11 protein-coding genes and 1 pseudogene are annotated in these 18,305 nt (G+C 73.0%); 10 read left to right on the top strand and 2 right to left on the bottom strand.

Annotated elements, in window-relative coordinates; genetic code table 11:
* Positions 1-71 precede the first annotated feature (71 nt).
* The 5 genes from ligA to gatB all read left to right on the top strand — a co-directional run bounded on the left by ligA (position 72) and on the right by gatB (position 8,057).
* The gene (gene ligA, locus QSK22_RS26290; protein WP_285497059.1) at positions 72-2,240 is read left to right on the top strand and encodes an NAD-dependent DNA ligase LigA; all 2,169 of its coding nucleotides are present in this window, start codon (positions 72-74) and stop codon (positions 2,238-2,240) included.
* Positions 2,241-2,519: 279 nt separating this feature from the next.
* Positions 2,520-4,604: a putative bifunctional diguanylate cyclase/phosphodiesterase gene (locus tag QSK22_RS26285; protein WP_285497058.1), complete on the top strand. Its 2,085-nt coding sequence runs from the start codon at positions 2,520-2,522 to the stop codon at positions 4,602-4,604.
* Positions 4,605-4,737: 133 nt separating this feature from the next.
* A complete protein-coding gene (gene gatC / locus QSK22_RS26280) occupies positions 4,738-5,037 on the top strand; it encodes an Asp-tRNA(Asn)/Glu-tRNA(Gln) amidotransferase subunit GatC (RefSeq protein ID WP_285497057.1) in 300 nt (99 codons plus the stop codon).
* A 3-nt stretch (positions 5,038-5,040) separates the two neighbouring features.
* On the top strand, positions 5,041-6,549 hold the full coding sequence (gatA, locus tag QSK22_RS26275) for an Asp-tRNA(Asn)/Glu-tRNA(Gln) amidotransferase subunit GatA (RefSeq protein WP_285497055.1): 1,509 nt from the start codon (positions 5,041-5,043) through the stop codon (positions 6,547-6,549).
* Complete coding sequence (gene gatB / locus QSK22_RS26270; protein WP_502872367.1) at positions 6,546-8,057, top strand: Asp-tRNA(Asn)/Glu-tRNA(Gln) amidotransferase subunit GatB; 1,512 nt, start codon at positions 6,546-6,548, stop codon at positions 8,055-8,057. The genes gatA and gatB overlap by 4 nt, the downstream gene beginning before the upstream one ends.
* Before the next feature lie 66 nt (positions 8,058-8,123).
* Here gatB and QSK22_RS26265 read toward each other — a convergent pair whose 3' ends face one another.
* Positions 8,124-9,245 carry a PQQ-dependent sugar dehydrogenase gene (locus QSK22_RS26265; protein WP_285497054.1) on the bottom strand — a complete coding sequence of 374 codons (1,122 nt, stop codon included), beginning with the start codon at positions 9,243-9,245 and terminating at the stop codon, positions 8,124-8,126.
* Positions 9,246-9,871: 626 nt separating this feature from the next.
* On the opposite strand from QSK22_RS26265, the gene QSK22_RS26260 reads away from it, so the two are divergent.
* From QSK22_RS26260 to ilvC, 4 genes and pseudogenes are all read left to right on the top strand, one after another.
* Positions 9,872-12,937 (top strand): putative bifunctional diguanylate cyclase/phosphodiesterase, encoded by a 3,066-nt coding sequence (locus tag QSK22_RS26260; protein ID WP_285497053.1) that lies wholly within the window; start codon positions 9,872-9,874, stop codon positions 12,935-12,937.
* Positions 12,938-13,248: 311 nt separating this feature from the next.
* Positions 13,249-15,006: pseudogene (locus tag QSK22_RS26255) on the top strand (acetolactate synthase large subunit); the annotation flags it as partial.
* Positions 15,007-15,010: 4 nt separating this feature from the next.
* Positions 15,011-15,535: an acetolactate synthase small subunit gene (gene ilvN, locus QSK22_RS26250; protein ID WP_285497052.1), complete on the top strand. Its 525-nt coding sequence runs from the start codon at positions 15,011-15,013 to the stop codon at positions 15,533-15,535.
* A 66-nt stretch (positions 15,536-15,601) separates the two neighbouring features.
* Positions 15,602-16,585 (top strand): ketol-acid reductoisomerase, encoded by a 984-nt coding sequence (gene ilvC, locus QSK22_RS26245; protein WP_285497101.1) that lies wholly within the window; start codon positions 15,602-15,604, stop codon positions 16,583-16,585.
* Between the two features lie 115 nt (positions 16,586-16,700).
* Here the strand turns inward: ilvC and QSK22_RS26240 are convergent, their stop codons facing one another.
* Positions 16,701-17,492 (bottom strand): hypothetical protein, encoded by a 792-nt coding sequence (locus tag QSK22_RS26240; RefSeq protein WP_285497051.1) that lies wholly within the window; start codon positions 17,490-17,492, stop codon positions 16,701-16,703.
* Between the two features lie 110 nt (positions 17,493-17,602).
* Here QSK22_RS26240 and QSK22_RS26235 point away from each other — a divergent pair, with 110 nt between their 5' ends.
* Positions 17,603-18,184: a PadR family transcriptional regulator gene (locus QSK22_RS26235; protein WP_285497050.1), complete on the top strand. Its 582-nt coding sequence runs from the start codon at positions 17,603-17,605 to the stop codon at positions 18,182-18,184.
* Positions 18,185-18,305 lie beyond the last annotated feature (121 nt).

Genomic DNA, 18,305 nt, shown 5'->3' with positions numbered 1-18,305 from the left:
CGGGTGCTACCGGGACGACTCGGACGCCGTCGGGGGGCCGGAATGTCGGTGGGGCGCGCGAGAATAGGTCCATGACGTTGAGCGACGGCGTTCCCACCGAGGCGGCGCAGCGGCACGCGGAGCTGAGCCGGGAGATCGACGAGGCCAACTACCGCTACTACGTGCTCGACCGGCCGACGCTGAGCGACGCCGAGTACGACGCGCTGATGCGCGAGCTGCGCGAGCTGGAGGCGGCCCATCCGGAGCTGGTGACCCCCGACTCGCCGACGCAGCGGGTCGGCGCGCCCATCGTCACCGACTTCGCCACCGTCGAGCACCTCGAGCGCATGCAGAGCCTCGACAACGCGATGAACGCCGAGGAGCTGGCCGCCTGGGACGAGCGGGTGCGGCGCGAGGTCGGCGAGGTCGCCGCCTACCTGTGCGAGCTGAAGATCGACGGGCTGGCGGTCGCGCTGATCTACGAGAACGGTCGGCTGGTACGCGGCGCCACCCGCGGCGACGGCCGCACCGGCGAGGACATCACCCCCAACATCCGCACCATCGAGGCGATCCCCACCCGGCTCGCCGGCGACGGCTGGCCCGAGCTGCTGGAGGTGCGCGGCGAGGTGTTCCTGCCCCGCGAGGGGTTCGAGCAGGTCAACGCCGCCCAGGTGGAGGAGGGCAAGGAGCCGTTCGCCAACCCGCGCAACGCCGCCGCCGGCTCGCTGCGGCAGAAGGACCCGCGCGTCACCGCCCGGCGGCCGCTGAGCATGCTGGTGCACGGGTTCGGGCGCTGGGAGGGCGGCAAGCGGCCCGACAGCCAGGCGCAGGCGTACGAGATGATGCGCGAGTGGGGCCTGCCGGTCAGCGACCGCTACAGGGTGGTGCCCGACATGGCCGGGGTGCGCGAGTACATCGAGTACTACGGCGAGCACCGGCACGACCCCGAGTACGAGATCGACGGCGTGGTCGTCAAGGTCGACCAGTTCCCGCTGCAGCGGCGGCTGGGGTCCACCTCGCGGGCGCCGCGCTGGGCGATCGCGTTCAAGTACCCGCCCGAAGAGGTCAACACCAAGCTGCTGGACATCAAGGTCGGCGTGGGCCGCACCGGGCGGGTCACCCCGTACGGGGTGATGAAGCCGGTGTTCGTCGCCGGGTCCACGGTCGAGCGCGCCACGCTGCACAACGCCGACGAGGTCAAGCGCAAGGGCGTGCTGATCGGCGACACCGTGGTGCTGCGCAAGGCGGGCGACGTCATCCCCGAGATCGTGGCGCCGGTGACCGACCTGCGCGACGGCACCGAGCGCGAGTTCGTCATGCCCGACCGCTGCCCCGAGTGCGGCACGCCGCTGGCCCGCGAGAAGGAGGGCGACGTCGACATCCGCTGCCCGAACGCGCGTTCGTGTCCGGCGCAGCTGCGTGAGCGGCTGTTCTTCCTGGCCAGCCGCAAGGCGCTGGACATCGAGGCGCTCGGGTACGTGGCGGCGACCGCGCTGACCCGCCCGCTGGAGCCCGCCGAGCCGCCGCTGAAGGACGAGGGCGACCTGTTCGACCTGACCGTCGAGCAGCTGCTGCCGATCAAGACGCTGGTGCTCGACCCCGACACCGGGCTGCCCAAGACCGACCCCAAGACCGGCGAGGAGAAGGTCGTCACGTTCTTCGCCAACAAGGAGGGGCAGCCCAAGAAGATCGTCGAGGTGCTGCTGGAGGAGCTGGAGAAGGCCAAGCGGCAGCCGCTGTGGCGGGTGCTGGTGGCGCTGTCCATCCGGCACGTCGGCCCGACCGCCGCCCAGGACCTGGCGCGCGAGCTGCGGTCGATGGAGGCGATCCGCAACGCCACCGAGGAGGAGCTGGCGGCCGTCGACGGGGTCGGCCCGACGATCGCCCGCTCCATCAAGCAGTGGTTCGAGGTCGACTGGCACCGGGAGATCGTCCGCAAGTGGGCCGCGGCCGGGGTCCGCATGGAGGAGGAGGGCGCCGCGGCGCCGCGCCCGCTGGAGGGCGTCACCGTGGTGATCACCGGTTCGCTGGAGGGGTACAGCCGCGACTCGGCCACCGAGGCGGTGCAGCGGCTCGGCGGCAAGGTCACCGGGTCGGTGTCGAAGAAGACCGGGTTCGTGGTGGTCGGCGACAGCCCGGGGTCCAAGTACGACAAGGCGGTCAAGCTCGGCGTGCCCATCCTGGACGAGGCGGGGTTCGGGGTGCTGCTGTCCGACGGGCCGGAAGCGGCCAAAAACGTAACCCTCCGCGGGGACGAATGACCGCCCGTACTCGTTGCAAGGTTAACCAGTATCGGGTTACCCAGGGGTACGATGTCGCTACGTAGGGGTAGTGGACTGGAGCGGAAAGGGAATAACGGAACGTACGCAACCGGTTTCGCGAAGTTGAGCAAAGGCCGTACCCTTCCCAGTCATCACGACCCTCCCGAGCCTCCGCTCGTCACAGAACGGGGGACGGGCCCATGCCGCCGGCGACGAAGCCGGCGGTGACCACGGACCCGCGGCCGACCGGGGGGCGGTTGCCGACCCTTCGAGGATGTGATGAAGGACCCGAACAACACGCGGAACACCGTGCCGCGCCGGGGCTCCCCGCTGTGGATCTACTTCGCGGTCGTCACCGTCGCGGGCGCCGCCGTGTTCGCGGCCGCCCTGGCGGGCATGTCCGGCGCGCAGGTCGACGCGCTGGCGCGCAACCCGGTGTTCTGGATCCTGGCCGCCTTCATCGTCTTCGGCGAGCTGCGGCCGATCATCACCCCCGGCTCCACCGGGAACCACGGCGCCACCACCTCCACGACCTTCTCGTTCGCGGCCCTGCTGTACGCGGGGCTGCCCATCGCCGCGGCGCTGCAGGCGGCCGCCGTGGTCGCCTGCGGCGTGCTGCGCGGCCGCACCCCGCACCGCATCGCGTTCAACGCCGCCCAGTACACCCTCAGCCTGGCCGCCGCCTACGGGACGCTGGCGCTGTTCGGCGTCCACCCGAGCCCGACGGACCTGTGGCTGCCCCGGGGCGGCGACCTGCCGGCGATCGCCGCGGCCGGGGCGGTCTACTTCGTCTGCAACGACGGCCTCGTCGGCGCCGCGGTCGCGCTGCACGAGCGGGTGTCCCTGCTCAAGGCGCTGCACCAGGACCTGGGCTACCAGATCCTGGTGCACCTGGCGCTGCTGGCGCTGGCGCCGCTGGTCGTCGTGGCGATGGACCGGTCCGCCGCGTTCGTCCCGCTCATCCTGCTGCCGTTCATCGCCGTCTACCTCAACGCCTCGGCCTCGGTGCGCCGCGAGCACCAGGCCCTGCACGACGGGCTGACCGGCCTGCCCAACCGCAAGATGCTGACCCTGCGCACCGAGGAGTCGCTGGCCGAGGCCCGCGCCGCCGCCGCCCGCGCCGCGTCCCGCGGCAGGAGCGCCGGCCAGGAGGCCCGCGTCGGCCTCTTCCTGCTGGATTTGGATCGGTTCAAAGAGGTCAACGACACCCTCGGCCACGCGACCGGCGACCGGCTGCTGCAGCTGGTGGCGCACCGCCTCACCCACAGCGTGCGGCCCGGCGACCTGGTGGCCCGGCTCGGCGGCGACGAGTTCGCCGTGCTGCTGCCCGCCGTCCGCGACATCGCCGCGGCCCGCGAGGTCGCCGCCCGGCTGCGCGCCGCGCTCGGCGAGCCGGTCCGGCTGGACGGCATGTCGTTCGACCTGGAGGGCAGCGTCGGCATCGCGCTGTTCCCCGACCACGCCCCCGACTTCGAGCTGCTGCTGCAGCGCGCCGACGTGGCGATGTACCACGCCAAGGAGGGCCGTTCGGGCGTCGAGGTCTACTCGCCCGACAAGGACCGCAACTCCCCGGCCCGGCTGAGCATGCTGGGCGACCTGCGCCGCGCCATCGACCGCGGCGAGCTGGAGCTGTTCTACCAGCCCAAGGTGTCCCTGCACGACGGGCAGCTGGTCGGCATGGAGGCGCTGGTGCGCTGGCGCCATCCCGACAAGGGCGTGCTGGAGCCCGAGCATTTCCTGCCGATCGCCGAGCAGACGTACCTGATGCGCTCCATCACCCACTACGTGGTGGACGCCGCCCTGGCGCAGGCCGCCGCCTGGTGGCGCGACGACCTGACCGTCCAGGTCGCGGTGAACGCCTCCGGCCGCGACCTGTTCGACACCGGCCTCACCGAGACGATCGAGAGCGGGCTGCTCGCCCGCGGCCTGCCCACCGCCGCCCTGCAGCTGGAGATCACCGAGCGGATCCTGATGAACGAGCCCGCCTACGCCTCCGACACCGTCGGCGCGCTGGCCGAGCTCGGCATCCCGCTCAGCCTGGACGACTTCGGCACCGGCTACTCGTCGCTGGTCCGGCTGAAGCGGCTGCCGGTGGAGGAGATCAAGATCGACGCCTCGTTCGTGCGGCGGCTGACCCGCTCGCCCGACGACGCGGTGATCGTCCGCTCCACCGTCGACCTGGTCCGCACGCTCGGCCTGCGCTCGGTGGCCGAGGGCGTCGAGGACCCGCAGACCGCGAGCATGCTGCGCGAGATGGGCTGCGACGCCGCCCAGGGCTGGTACTTCGGCCGCCCCATGGACGCCGCCACCGCCACCGACTGGCTGCGCCGCCGCATGCAGCGCGCCCCCGAACCCGCCGCCTGAACCGCCGTCCGAAACTGCGCCGCCCGGCGAAGGCCCGGCGCCCGGCGCGCGGGACGGCGAACGCGTCGGCCGTGGCCTGCGGGACCCATAGGATGGCAGGGAACCCAATCCGATCTCAGGAACGGTTTTCCAGATGACCGCCATCACCCGTGACGAGGTGGCGCACCTCGCCCGGCTGTCCCGGCTGGCGCTCGGCGAGGACGAACTCGACCACTTCGCCGCCCAGCTCGACCAGATCATCTCCGCGGTCGCGCGGGTGCAGGAGGTCGCGGCGCAGGACATCCCGCCGACCTCGCACGCGCTGCCGCTGACCAACGTGTACCGGGCCGACGAGGTCCGGCCCTCGCTGACGCCCGAGCAGGCGCTGGCGGGCGCCCCGGCGGCCGAGGAGCAGCGCTTCCGGGTCCCGCGGATCCTGGACGAGGAGGCGTGAGCGGTGAGTGATCTGACCAGGAAGACCGCGGCGGAACTGGCGGCGCTGGTGGCCTCCGGCGAGGCGTCCGCCGTGGAGGTGGCGCGGGCGCACCTGGACCGGGTCGCCGCCGTCGACGGGCGGGTGCGCGCGTTCCTGCACGTCGACGAGGAGGCCGTGCTGGCGCAGGCGCGCACGGTCGACGAGCGGCGCGCCGCGGGCGAGGAGCTCGGCCCGCTGGCCGGGGTGCCGATCGCGCACAAGGACGTGTTCACCACCACCGACATGCCGACCACCGCCGGGTCGAAGATCCTCAAGGGGTGGCGGCCGCCGTACGACGCGACGGTGACCGCGCGGCTGCGCGCGGCGGGGCTGGTGATCCTCGGCAAGGCCAACATGGACGAGTTCGCGATGGGCTCGTCCACCGAGAACAGCGCCTACGGCCCGTCGCACAACCCGTGGGACCTGGCGCGGGTCCCGGGCGGCTCGTCCGGCGGGTCGTCGGCCGCGGTGGCGGCCTACGAGGCGCCGCTGGCGACCGGCACCGACACCGGCGGCTCGATCCGCCAGCCCGCGGCGGTCACCGGCATCGTCGGGGTCAAGCCCACCTACGGCGGCTCGTCCCGGTACGGAGTGATCGCGTTCGCGTCGTCGCTGGACACGCCCGGGCCGTTCGCCCGCAACGTGCTCGACGCCGCGCTGCTGCACGAGGCGTTCAGCGGCCACGACCCGATGGACTCCACCTCGATCGACAAGCCGGTGCCGCCGGTGGTCGAGGCGGCCCGCCGCGCCGACGTGGCGGGGCTGCGCATCGGCGTGGTCAATGAGCTGGGCGGCGAGGGCTACCAGCCGGGCGTGCTGGCCCGCTTCCGCGAGGCCGTCGAGCTGCTGGAGTCGCTGGGCGCCAAGGTGGTCGAGGTGTCCTGCCCGCACTTCGGGTACGCCCTGCCCGCCTACTACCTGATCGCGCCGTCGGAGTGCTCGTCCAACCTGGCCCGCTTCGACGCCATGCGCTACGGGCTGCGCGTCGGCGACGACGGCACCCGCAGCGCCGAGGAGGTCATGGCGCTGACCCGGGCGCAGGGCTTCGGCCCCGAGGTCAAGCGGCGCATCATGCTGGGCACCTACGCGCTGTCGTCGGGCTACTACGATGCCTACTACGGCAAGGCCCAGCAGGTCCGCACGCTGATCGCGCGCGACTTCGACGCGGCGTTCGAGCAGGTGGACGTGCTGCTGTCGCCGACCACGCCGACCACGGCGTTCCCGATCGGCGAGCGCGCCGACGACCCGATGGCGATGTACCTGGCCGACCTGTGCACGATCCCGGCGAACCTGGCGGGCAACGCGGCCATGTCCGTGCCCTGCGGCCTCGCCGACGAGGACGGCCTGCCGGTCGGCCTGCAGATCATGGCGCCGGTGCTGGGCGACGACCGGGTGTACCGGGTCGGTGCGGCCGTGGAGAAGGCCCTGGAGGACCGGTGGGGCGGCCCGCTGCTGGCCAAGGCCCCCGAGCTGGCGGAGGCAGGCGAATGACCACCATGTCGCAGGCGGCGTTGATGGACTACGACGAGGCGCTGGCCCGCTACGAGCCGGTGCTGGGCGTGGAGACCCACATCGAGCTGGGCACGGCGTCCAAGATGTTCTGCGGCTGCCCGACCACGTTCGGCGCCCCGCCCAACACCCAGGTCTGCCCGGTCTGCCTCGGCCTGCCCGGCGCGCTGCCGGTCACCAACCGGGCCGCGATCGAGGGCATCATCAAGATCGGCCTGGCGCTCAACTGCGAGATCGTGGAGTGGTGCCGGTTCGCCCGGAAGAACTACTTCTATCCGGACATGCCGAAGAACTTTCAGATCTCGCAGTACGACGAGCCGCTGTGCGTCGACGGCCACCTGGACGTGGAGGTGGACGGCGAGACCTACCGCATCGGCATCGAGCGCGTCCACATGGAGGAGGACACCGGCAAGTCGCTGCACGTCGGCGGTGCCACGGGCCGCATCCACGGGGCCGACCACTCGCTGGTCGACTACAACCGGGCGGGCATCCCGCTGGTCGAGATCGTCACCAAGCCGATCACCGCGACCGGCGACAAGGCCCCGCAGGTGGCCCGCGCGTACGCCACCGAGCTGCGCGAGCTGGTGCGCGCCCTCGGCGTGTCGGACGTGCGCATGGAGCAGGGCTCGATGCGCTGCGACGTGAACGTGTCGCTGATGCCGCGCGGCGCGTCGGAGTGGGGCACCCGCACCGAGACCAAGAACGTCAACTCGCTGCGGTCGGTCGAGCGCGCCGTCCGGCACGAGATCGAGCGGCAGGCCGCCGTGCTGGCCTCGGGCGGCCGGGTCGTGCAGGAGACCCGGCACTTCCACGAGGACACCGGCACCACCACCGCGGGCCGCAGCAAGGAGGAGGCGCAGGACTACCGCTACTTCCCCGAGCCGGACCTGGTGCCGATGGCGCCGTCCCGCGAGTGGGTGGAGGAGCTGCGCCGCAGCCTGCCCGAGCTGCCCGCCGCGCGCCGCCGCCGCGTGCAGCGCGAGTGGGGCCTGTCCGACCTGGAGCTGCGGGACGTCGTCAACGCCGGCGCCCTCGACCTGATCGAGCAGACCGTCGTCGCGGGCGCCTCGCCCGCCGCCGCCCGCAAGTGGTGGATGAACGAGCTGTCCCGCCGCGCCACCGAGCAGGGCGTGGAACTGGCCGACCTGCCGATCACGCCCGCGCAGGTCGCCCGGGTGCAGGCGATGGTGGACGCCGGCGAGCTGAACGACAAGCTGGCCCGCCAGGTGTTCGAGGGCGTGCTGGCCGGCGAGGGCGGCCCGGACGAGGTCGTCGCCGCCCGCAACCTGAAGATCGTCAGCGATGACGGGGAGCTGGCCGCCATCGTCGACCAGGCCATCGCCGACAACCCGGACGTGGCCGACAAGGTCCGCGGCGGCAAGGTCGCGGCCGCGGGCGCCCTGGTCGGCGCCGTGATGCGCGCCACCGGCGGCAAGGCCGACGCGGGCCGCGCCCGCCAGCTGATCCTGGACAAGCTCGGCGCCTCCTGATCCGGTGCCCCGCGCCGGACGGCCGTGCCGCGGCCGTCCGGCGCGTCGGCGACCCGGCGGCTCCCCTCAGGTGACCGGGATGACGAGGATCTTGTCGTCGCCCGAGCGGGGGCTGCCGCGGCCGTCGTGGTTGCTGGTGGTGACCCACAGCGCGCCGTCGGGGGCGCGGACGACGGCGCGCAGGCGGCCGTACCGGTCCTCCAGACGGGCGACGGGCCGCCCGGCCCTGCCGCTGCCGTCCAGCGGCACCTGCCACAGGCGCCGCCCGCGCAGGCCCGCCGCCCACAGCGACCCGCCGGCGTAGGCCAGGCCGGACGGCGACGCCTCCGCGGTCGACCAGGTCAGCAGCGGGTCGGTGAACCCGGAGCGGCCGCCGAAGCCCTCCACCTCGGGCCAGCCGTAGTTGCGGCCCTTCTCGATGCGGTTGACCTCGTCGAAGCGGTCCTGGCCGAACTCGGTGGCGTACATGCGGCCCTGGTCGTCCCAGGCCATGCCCTGCACGTTGCGGTGGCCGAGGGTCCACACGCGGGTGCCGAACGGGTTGCCGGGCGCGGGCCGCCCGTCGGGGGTGACCCGCAGGATCTTGCCTCCGAGCGAGTCGCGGTCCTGCGCCAGCTCCCCTCGGTACACCTCGCCGGTGGAGATGTAGAGCATCCCGTCGGGGCCGAAGGCGAGGCGGCCGCCGTTGTGGTTGGCGCCCTTGGGGATGCCGGTGACGATCGGCCGGGCGTCCCGGAGCGCGCCGTCCAGCCGGTACCGCACCACCCGGTTGTCGGACGCGGCGGTGAAGTACAGGTAGACGAGCCGGTCGCGGGTGAACGACGGGGACACCGCCACGCCCATCAGGCCGCCCTCGCCGCCCGGTTCGACGCCGGGGACCCGCCCGATCTCGCCGACCCGCCCTTGCGGCGTGACGCGCAAAAGCCGGGCGGTGTCGCGCTCGGTCACCAGAGCGTCCCCGCCGGGCAGGAACGCGATCGCCCACGGCACCCGCAGGTTCCCGGCGAGCTCCCGGGGCTCGCCGAGCCCGGCCGCGGTCTGCCGTCCGGACGCGCCGGGGGAGCCGGACAGCGGCGGCGGCGTGCTCGCCGCCCCCCGCCCGCCGCCTTCCGAGCCGGACGAGCAGGCGGAGGCCAGCAGGAGGGCCGCGGCGGCTGCGGCAAGCCGGTGCGCTCTCGGCAGTCCCATGGCACGCCCCTTCGTCTCTCCGTAATACGGATGGTCCGGCGTTCCCGTTCCAGCATTCCCGTTCCCGCGGACCGGTGTCCGGGTTGCCTGTTTCGACGTGTTCGACGTGTTCGACGTTTTCGGCGTTACACGCGTTTGCCGCGACCCCCGTGAGCCCGGACTGTACGATCATGTTCGACGGGGCGCGGGCACCGCGGTGGTGACACAACGTCAGGAGACGGCGGTACGGCCGGGCAGGCGGGACGACCAGTGCATTCCGGACGAGGTCGTTCGTCGCCGGGTGGACGCTCAGCCTCAATCGCTCCGTGACCTACGGAACGTACATTGAGCATCACGGTGATCCCGCACTGCAGCAACGTCGCTGATCCACTGCCGGCGCTCCCGCGGCGTCCGCAGCAGCCCGAGCGCGAACCCTGCGCGGGGCACGATTCACCACCTGCCGGGCGTTACCCGATCGTCCGATCGAAATCCGATACCGACAGATCCGATACCGACAGATCCGATACCGATAGATCCGACACCGACAGGTCTGACACCGACAGATCCGATACCGACGAAGCAGCGGGCGCGGCGCAGCGCCCGATCGGGGCCGTCCGCCCCGACGGCGCAGAAAGGGACACGGCGCGATGAGCGGCGAGAACGCCAGGCGGCTGCCGCGGCGGTTGCCGCCGCGCACGGTGCCGGTCGCCATGGTCGCGGTCGCGGGAGTGCTCTACGCCCTCGGCTCGCTCCTCGGCTGGGGCGGCCGGCTGTTCGTCGCCTGGGGGGAGGCCGCCGCGGCCGCCGCCGCGGCGGGGTCGCTGCTGCTGGCCGCGCGCCGTCCGCGCGGCGCCGGCGGCACGGCGCCCGGCTGGCCGCAGGGGCCCGACGGCGGCTCGGTGTGGCGGACCTCCTGGCGCTGGTACGGCGTCGCGGCCATCTGCTGGTTCCTCGGCGCGGCGGGCAGCGCCGCGTTCTCGGCCATGCCGACCCGCAGCGCCCTGTCGCTGTCGGCGGCCGACCTGTTCTACCTGGCCGCGGTGTTCTCCCTGGTCGTCGGGCTGGTCGCGCCGATACGGATGACGCGGGACGTACGGGCCTGGCTGCGCTATGCCGCCGACACCTACGTATGCGTATGCGCGCTGTTCGTGCTGGGCTGGGTGGCCCTGTTCAGCGACCTGTACCACGGCTCGGGCGAGTCGCCGGGCGAGTTCCTGCTGGAGCTGCTGTACCCGGTGGTCGACCTGGTGCTGGTATGCGGGGCGCTGCCGTTCGTGCTGGGCGCCGGGCCCGGGCGCAGACGCCCCGCCTGGCTGGGCTACGCGGCGCTGGTCGCGCTCGCCGTCGCCGACGTGGTGACGCTGGCGATACGGCTGCGCGGCGGCGCCCCCGCCCAGGACCCGTCCGACATCCTGCGGCTGGGCGCGCTGCTGCTGCTCGTCCTCGTCCCCTGGACGGCCCCGGCCGAGGCCGCCCCCCGCGAGGACGTCGACGACGTGCCGCAGGGCGTGACGATCGACGCCCCGCAGGGCGCGTCCGCCGAGGAGGCCGGCGACGGGCGGGCCGGGCGGATGATCGGCCCCGGCCTCACCACGGCGGCGGTGGCGGCCGCGGCGACGCTGTTCGTCGCGGGGCACTCGCTGACCGCCACGCACGGCCTGGAACCGGTCGTGTCGCTGGTGGCGGGGTCGGCCACGATCGTGCTGCTGGCGCGGCTGGCCGAGCTCCTGCGCGAGAACGAGTCGCTGCGCGGCGCGGTGCGCACCGGCGAGGAGCACTTCCGCGCGCTGTCGGAGAGCATCAACGACGCGGTGCTGATCTGCGGTCTGGACGCGGTGGTGCTGTACGCCAGCGCGGGCGCCCTGCGCACGTACCGGTACACCGCCGACGAGCTGCTGGGCCGCCGCCTGCACGAGATCATCCACCCCGAGGACCTGCCCCGGGTGCGGGCGGTGTTCAGCGGGTTCCTCGACGACCCCGCCGACGACTCCGCCGACGGTCCGGCGGAGGGGGCCGGGCCGGACGTGGACGACCCCGAGGTCGACGACCCGCCCCCGCCGTCCGACGACGACCTCGGCGTCGTCCGCGACGAGGACACCGACTCCCTGCGGCTGTCGTTCCGCATCCGCGCCGCCGACGGCACCTGGCTGCCCACCGAGTCGACGATCTCCCGCTACAGCGGCACCGGGGAGGCCCCCGGACGGCTGCTGGTGACCACCCGCGACCTGAGCGAGCAGGCCGCGCTGCAACGCCAGGTCACCCACCTGACCTTCCACGACGGGCTCACCGGGCTGCCCAACCGCGCCTACTTCGAAGAGCGCACCCGCGAGCTGCTGTCGCACCAGCCGGACGGCGGCCGGGTCGCGGTGCTGTTCGCCGACCTCGACGGGTTCACCGCGGTCAACGACTCGGCCGGGCACGCGGCCGGCGACCAGGTGCTGGCGCAGGCGGCGCGGCGGCTGCGCGCGGCCGTGCAGGCCGACGACACCGTGGCGCGCTGGGGCGGCGACGAGTTCGCCGTGCTCGTCCAGCTCCCCCCGGACGCTTCCGGCGCGGGCGCCCGCACGGGCCCCGGCGCCGACACCCAGGCCGCCGTCGACCTCGCCGAGCGGCTGCTGCGCGCGCTGTCGAAGGAGCCGTACCGGGTCGGCGGCAAGGGCATCGTGCTGACCGCCAGCATCGGCATCGCCTTCGCCGGCGACCGGGAGCCGGCGGCCGGACCCGACCGGCCGCGCGCGCCGGCCGCGTCCGGCGACGCCGAGCGGCGGCTGCGGCGCAGCGCAGCCGACCTCATCCGCAACGGCGACCTGGCGATGGCCCGCGCCAAGGAGCTGGGCGGCGGCCGGGTCGAGGTGTTCGCCCCGCACATGCACACCGACGTGGTACGCCGCCTGGAGCTGGGCAGCGACCTGCAGCGGGCGCTCGCCGAGGAGCAGTTCGCCGTCGAGTTCCAGCCGGTGGTGGACCTGGCGACGTCCCGCGTCACCGGCGTGGAGGCGCTGGTGCGCTGGTGGCGGGGCAGCGAGGCGGTGCCGCCGGAGGAGTTCATCGGACCGGCCGAGGAGTCCGGCCTGATGACCCCGCTGGGCGACTGGGTGCTGCGCGAGGCGTGCCGGGAGGTGGCGGGCTGGCGCCGCGACTCCTGGGAGGTCGGCGTGTCGGTCAACTTCACCGCCCGGCAGATCGCCGCGCCCGGCTTCGTGGAGTCGGTCGCGGCCGCGCTGGAGGAGACCGGGCTTCCGCCGCAGGCGCTGACGGTCGAGGTGCGCGAGGAGGTGCTGGTCGAGGACGCCGGGCAGAGCGTGGCGCGGCTGTCGCAGCTGCGCGACCTGGGCGTGCGGCTGGCCATCGACGACTTCGGCACCGGCTACGCCTCGCTGGCCTACCTGGGGCAGCTCCCCGTGGACGTCATCAAGATCGACCCGTCGTTCGTGGCCGGGCTGGGCCGGGACGAGACCCTCACCCTGCTCACCCGCACCATCGTGCGGCTCGGCAGCGATCTCGGGCTGACCGTGGTGGCCGAGGGCATCGAGCGGCCCGAGCAGCTGGAGCTGCTGCGCGAGATGGGCTGCCCGCGCGGCCAGGGCTACCTGGTGGCCCGTCCGATGGCCGCCGGGCGCGTCGCGTCGCTGGTGCGCACCAACCTCAAGGTGAAGGACGCGCCGAGCGAGGTGACGCTGCCGCTGGAGGACTCCGCGCTGTCCGCCGGCTGAACACCGCCCTGACCTGCGGGGACGGCGGCCGGAAAGGGCCCGTCCCGCCCCATCGCCGTCTCACATTCTGAGATATGCCGTCCAGGGATTTGACCAGCGGCGCGAAGTCGGCGAGAGTGGGGCCCGTGCAGAGCACTTCCCGCATTCTCGTAGTACTTGGTCGGCGCGCAGGCTGACCGAGTCCCTTCGTCCTGCGCGCTTCCCTCGACCGTCACCCGGCGGCGGGGGTTTTTTGTTGGCCGCGTGACCCGTGAAGCGGCCGCGACCCGCGGCCGCGCGTCCGGCGGTCAAGGCCACACCGACCTCTCCCAAGGAACAGGAACATGACGACCGAACAGATGACGGGAGCCCAGGCGCTGGTCCGCGCCCTGGAGAATGTCGGCGTCGACACCGTGTTCGGCATCCCGGGAGGCGCCATCCTCCCGGCCTACGACCCGCTGTACGACTCCAGCAAGCTCCGTCACATCCTGGTGCGGCACGAGCAGGGCGCCGGGCACGCGGCCCAGGGTTACGCCATGGTCACCGGCAAGGTCGGCGTCTGCATGGCCACCAGCGGGCCGGGCGCCACCAACCTGGTCACCGCGATCTCCGACGCCTACATGGACTCGGTGCCGATCGTGGCGATCACCGGGCAGGTGGCGACCCCGCTGATCGGCACCGACGGCTTCCAGGAGGCCGACATCTCCGGCATCACCATGCCGATCACCAAGCACAACTTCCTGGTCACCAAGGCCGACGACATCGCCCGCACGATCGCCGAGGCGTTCCACATCGCCTCCACCGGCCGCCCCGGGCCGGTGCTGGTCGACATCGCCAAGGACGCGCTGCAGGCCACCGTCGAGTTCAGCTGGCCGGTCACCATGCACCTGCCCGGCTACCGCCCGGTCACCCGGCCGCACTCCAAGCAGGTCCGCGAGGCGGCACGGCTGATCGTCCAGGCGAAGCGGCCGGTGCTGTACGTCGGCGGCGGCGTGCTGAAGGCCAAGGCGTCCGCCGAGCTGAAGGTGCTGGCGGAGCTGACCGGGGCGCCCGTCGTCACCACCCTGATGGCCAAGGGCGCGCTGCCCGACAGCCACCCCCTGCACATGGGCATGCCCGGCATGCACGGCAGCGTCGGCGCGGTCGGCGCGCTGCAGCGCGCCGACCTGCTGGTCGCCCTCGGCGCCCGGTTCGACGACCGGGTCACCGGCCAGCTGTCCAGCTTCGCGCCGGACGCCAAGGTGGTGCACGCCGACATCGACCCGGCCGAGATCTCCAAGAACCGGCACGCCGACGTCCCGATCGTCGGTGACGCCCGCGAGGTGCTGGCCGACCTGATCGTGGCGGTCCAGGCCGAGCACGACGCCGGCCGCCGCGGCGACTACGAGGAGTGGTGGCGCCAGCTGCGCGCCTGGCGGAAGACCTACCCGCTCGGCTACGACCACCCCGCCGACGGATCGCTGTCGCCCCAGTACGTCATCGAGCGGATCGGGCAGCTGGCCGGTCCCGAGGCCTACTACGTCGCGGGCGTCGGCCAGCACCAGATGTGGGCGGCGCAGTTCATCAAGTACGAGCGGCCCGGCGCGTTCCTCAACTCCGGCGGCGCCGGCACCATGGGCTACGCCGTCCCGGCCGCGATGGGCGCCAAGGTCGCCGCGCCCGACGCGCAGGTGTGGGCGATCGACGGCGACGGCTGCTTCCAGATGACCAACCAGGAGCTGGCCACCTGCGCGATCGAGGGAATCCCGATCAAGGTCGCCGTCATCAACAACGGCAATCTGGGCATGGTCCGGCAGTGGCAGACGCTGTTCTACAACGAGCGCTACTCCAACACCAACCTGCACAGCCGCCGGGTCCCCGACTTCGTCAAGCTGGCCGAGGCGTACGGTTGTGTCGGGCTGCGCTGCGACCGCACCGAGGACGTCGACGCCACCATCGCCAAGGCCATGGAGATCAACGACGCGCCGGTGGTCATCGACTTCGTCGTCCACCACGACGCCATGGTCTGGCCGATGGTCGCCGCGGGAACCAGCAACGACGACATCAAGATCGCCCGGGATATGGCCCCCGACTGGGAGAACGGAGACTGACCCGATGAGCCAGCACACGCTGTCGGTCCTGGTGGAGAACACGCCGGGCATCCTCGCTCGGGTGGCGTCCCTGTTCTCCCGGCGCGGGTTCAACATCGAGTCGCTCGCCGTGGGCACCACCGAGCACCCCGAGATCTCCCGCATGACGATCGTGGTCAACGTCGAGGAGCTCCCGCTCGAACAGGTCACCAAGCAGCTGAACAAGCTGATCAACGTGCTGAAGATCGTCGAGCTCGACCCGTCGTCCTCGGTGCAGCGCGAGCTGGTGCTGGTCAAGGTCCGCGCCGACGCCGAGACCCGGTCGCAGGTGCTGGAGACCGTCCAGTTGTTCCGCGCCAAGGTCGTCGACGTGGCGCCGGACGCGGTCACCATCGAGGCCACCGGCAACCGCGACAAGCTGGACGCCTTCATCCGTGTCCTGGAGCCCTTCGGCATCAAGGAACTGGTGCAGTCGGGCATGGTGGCCATCGGCCGCGGCGCCCGGTCCATCACCGACCGGTCGCTGCGCGCCCTGGAACGCAGCGCGTGACGCGGCGCCGCCCCTGAAACAGCGAGCAACACCACGTGAAGAAAGGCAGCAGCAACAGTGGCTGAGATGTTCTACGACGACGACGCCGACCTGAGCGTCATCCAGGGGCGGCACGTGGCCGTCATCGGATACGGCAGCCAGGGCCACGCGCACGCGCTGTCGCTGCGCGACTCCGGCGTGGACGTGCGCGTCGGCCTGCGCGAGGGCTCGGCCAGCCGGGAGAAGGCCGAGGCGGAGGGGCTGCGGGTGCTCACCCCGGCCGAGGCCGCCGAGGAGGCCGACCTGATCATGATCCTTGCGCCGGACCACCTGCAGCCCGCGATCTACGAGCAGGACATCAAGCCCGCCCTGGTCGAGGGCGACGCGCTGTTCTTCGGCCACGGCCTCAACATCCGGTACGGCCTGATCAAGCCGCCGGAGGGCGTGGACGTGTGCATGGTCGCGCCCAAGGGCCCCGGCCACCTGGTGCGCCGCCAGTTCACCGCGGGCCGCGGCGTGCCGGTGATCGTGGCGGTGGAGAAGGACGCCTCCGGCGGCGCCTGGCCGCTGGCCCTGTCCTACGCCAAGGCCATCGGCGGGCTGCGCGCGGGCGGCATCAAGACCACCTTCACCGAGGAGACCGAGACCGACCTGTTCGGCGAGCAGGTGGTGCTGTGCGGCGGCGTCGCCGAGCTGATCAAGAACGGGTTCGAGGTGCTCATCGAGGCCGGCTACCAGCCGGAGGTGGCCTACTTCGAGTGTCTGCACGAGATGAAGCTCATCGTCGACCTCATGTACGAGGGCGGCCTGGCCAAGATGAACTGGTCGATCTCCGACACCGCCGAGTACGGCGGCTACACCCGCGGCCCGCGGATCATCAACGCCGACACCAAGGCGGAGATGAAGCGGATCCTCGGCGAAATCCAGTCCGGCAAGTTCACCAAGGAGCTGGTGGAGGAGTTCGAGGGCGGGCAGGCCCAGTTCGCCAAGTTCCGCCAGGAGCTGGCCGAGCACCCGATCGAGAAGACCGGCGGCAAGCTGCGTCCCATGATGAGCTGGCTCAACGACTGAGCACCGTCTGAGCCCCGTCTCCGGGACGCGCGGTCGACGAGTGTGCGCCCGGTCCGGCCGACGCCGGGCCGGGCGCACGCGGCTTTTCCGGGGCGCCCGCGCGTCGGGAAACGCGTCAGGAGCGGGCGAGGAGGCGGCGCAGGCGGGCGAACGGGGAGGGGCGGCGGTCGGCGTCCCTGACCAGGACGGCCAGGTGGCCGCCCTTGGTGAAGTAGGCGGTGGCCTCGGTGGCGGGGCCCAGCAGGCGCTGCCGCGGCTCGGTCTTCAGCTTGGGGCCGCGGATGCTGCCCAGGCGCTCCTCGCGGCGGATCCCGAGCGCCTCGGCGGCGACGAAGGCGTCCCAGCGGCCCGGGCCCGCGGCGGCGATGTCGGCGTAGGCGGTGAAGCCCTCCTCGCCCGGCTCGGCGGGGAAGTGGTGCTCCACCCCCGAGCCCCGCTCCCGCAGGATCAGCTCGACCTTGGTCTCGCGCGCCTGCACGCGCTGCACCGCGGCGTGACCGCGCACCCGCAGCCGCGCGCCGCCCTGCCAGCCGACCGCGTCCAGCCGGTGGTCCAGGCCGATCTCGGCGGTGACGTCGGCGTCCTGGCGGGGCACGCCGCGCAGGTACGGGTAGACCGCGTACACCCGGCCGCCCACCACGACCGTGCCGACCTCGACGCCCTCGACCTCGTCGCGGACCAGGCGCTCCAGCTCCTCCTGCAGGTCGTGGCGGATGCAGAAGGCGCGCAGCCGGTACGCGGCGGGCAGGGCGGTGCGGTCGGCGGCGTCGGCGAGGCCGCCGTCGGCGAGCATCTGCCGCGTCCCGGCCACCATGCCACGCCGGGCGGCGCCGTCGAGGTCCAGGAACCGGTGGTCGTACACGCGCAGCATGTCGCGCAGGAGGCTGGTGGCGGAATCCGGGGTCACGGAGGCTACGTTAAGGGGGCCGCCGACCGGCCGGGGTGAGGCGGCGCCGCGTGTCGTCCGTGTGCATACGCGGTATTGCCTCCGCATACGCCGTCTGCGACGGTGGGGCCATGTCGATCCGCTATGGCCTCCTGGCCCTGCTGGCCCAGGGGCCCCGCTACGGCTACCAGCTGCGCGCCGAGTTCGAGGCCTCGACCGGTGCGACATGGCCGCTCAACATCGGGCAGGTCTACGCCACGCTGTCCAGGTTGGAGCGCGACGAACTGGTGACCCGGGTGGGCGCCGACGACGAGGGCCGCCTCGTCTACCGCATCACCCCGGCCGGCCGGGAGGACGTGCGGCGGTGGTTCGCCACGCCCGTGGCCCGCGGCGACCGCCCCCGCGACGAACTGGCCATCAAGCTCGCCCTGGCCGTCACCACGCCGGGCGTCGACGTGCGCGGGGTCGTGCGGGCCCAGCGCACCGCCACGCTGCGCACCCTGCAGGAGCTGACCCGGCTGAGGGGCGACGACCCCGGCGTGCCGTCCGCGCCCGGCGACCGGGCGTGGCGGCTGGTGCTGGAGTCGATGATCATGCAGTCCGAGGCCGAGGTGCGCTGGCTGGACCACTGCGAGTCCTACCTGCTGGACGGCGGGCCCTCAGCCGTGGCGCGGACGACCGCGCGCGAGCCGGCCGCCGGCGAGCTGCGCTGACCGTTATTGCGGACGCCCGGGGCGGTCGGCGCCGGATTCGGGCACCGGCCGGTGCTGGTAGCGTCCTGGCCCGTGGCGGAGGCGGTTGCGGCTGAGGGGGTTCCCGGCGGGTTCCGGCGGG

It is taken from the genome of Actinomadura sp. NBRC 104425 (assembly GCF_030269545.1).
In the GTDB taxonomy this organism is placed as follows: Bacteria; Actinomycetota; Actinomycetes; order Streptosporangiales; family Streptosporangiaceae; genus Spirillospora; species Spirillospora keratinilytica.
Note: the sequence above shows the minus strand (reverse complement) of the source record. Positions and strands in the feature narration are given on the sequence as shown.